Origin of the sequence: Methanocrinis sp. (assembly GCF_049974945.1) — an archaeon.
Lineage (GTDB): Archaea > Halobacteriota > Methanosarcinia > Methanotrichales > Methanotrichaceae > Methanocrinis.
On the sequence record NZ_JBNGCU010000114.1, the window covers coordinates 1 to 1,078 of the forward strand.

A 1,078-nucleotide genomic window follows, 5' to 3' on the forward strand; every position below is an offset into this window, starting at 1 on the left:
GACAAGGTCGAACGCCAGACCCTCAGCTACGAGAGGGCCGACTTCTGGGCCACCACCTCGAACAAGCAGCTCAACTTCCTCCAGCACGTCAAAAGCCTCCTCAAGATCAACGGCAAGGCCGCCATTGTCGTCCCCGACAACGTCCTCTTCGAGGGCGGGGCCGGCGAGACGGTGAGAAGGAGCCTCCTTCACGAGTGCGACGTCCACACCCTCCTGCGGCTTCCCACCGGCGTCTTTTACGCCCAGGGCGTCAAGGCCAACGTCCTCTTCTTCGACCGGAAGGGCGCGAGCAAGACCCCCTGGACCGACCGGCTCTGGATCTACGACCTCCGGACAAACAAGCACTTCACCCTCAAGACAAATCCCCTCGGCGTTGAGGACCTCCAGGACTTCATCGAATGCTACAACCCCGAGAACCGGCACGAGAGGAAGGAGACGGAGAGGTTCAGGTCCTTTTCTTACGACGAGCTGATGCAGCGGGACAAGGCGAACCTGGACATCTTCTGGCTGAAAGACGAGAGCCTCGAAGACTCCGAGAACCTCCCCGAGCCCGAGGTCCTGGCTCAGGAGATCGTCGAGAACCTCCAGTCGGCGCTGGAGCAGTTTTTGAGCATCAGCGAGGATCTCGAAGAGAAGGAGGGGCCAACAGTCGGGTAGATCCGGCCCCCTCATCCGATTCGCCGCCTCCGGCAGCATCCTCCCCTCCCGGCGCCGCCCGAGAGCCCGCGCCCCTCGGCGCCAGCGGCCGCAGATGCCCCGCATTCTTGCGATTCTGGAGAGGAAGGCTGAATGACAAAAGACTACTTATCGCAAGGGGCCCAACGACCCAAAAGGAGGCGATCGACCGTGGTCACCCTAACCGTCGTTGTCCATAAAGAAGAGGACGTTTACGTCGCCGAATGTCCCGAGGTCGGCACCGCCAGCCAGGGGGAGACGATAGAGGAGGCCGTGGAGCACCTGAAGGAGACAACGGAGCTCCGCCTGGAGGAGTTCCCCCTGGATAGGTCTGAAAGACCCTTCGTGACCACCTTTGAGGTGGCGAGGGTTGCCGGGACTTAAACCCGCATCTGGCAGAAAA

General features: G+C 61.5%; 2 protein-coding genes. Both read left to right on the top strand.

Annotated features, from left to right (window positions below; genetic code table 11):
• Positions 1-657, top strand: a 657-nt coding sequence (locus tag ACP5EL_RS09170; RefSeq protein WP_428402210.1) for an HsdM family class I SAM-dependent methyltransferase, incomplete at its 5' end; no start/stop codon positions are given.
• Between the two features lie 189 nt (positions 658-846).
• The gene (locus ACP5EL_RS09175) at positions 847-1,059 is read left to right on the top strand and encodes a type II toxin-antitoxin system HicB family antitoxin (RefSeq protein WP_428402211.1); all 213 of its coding nucleotides are present in this window, start codon (positions 847-849) and stop codon (positions 1,057-1,059) included.
• Positions 1,060-1,078: the final 19 nt, after the last annotated feature.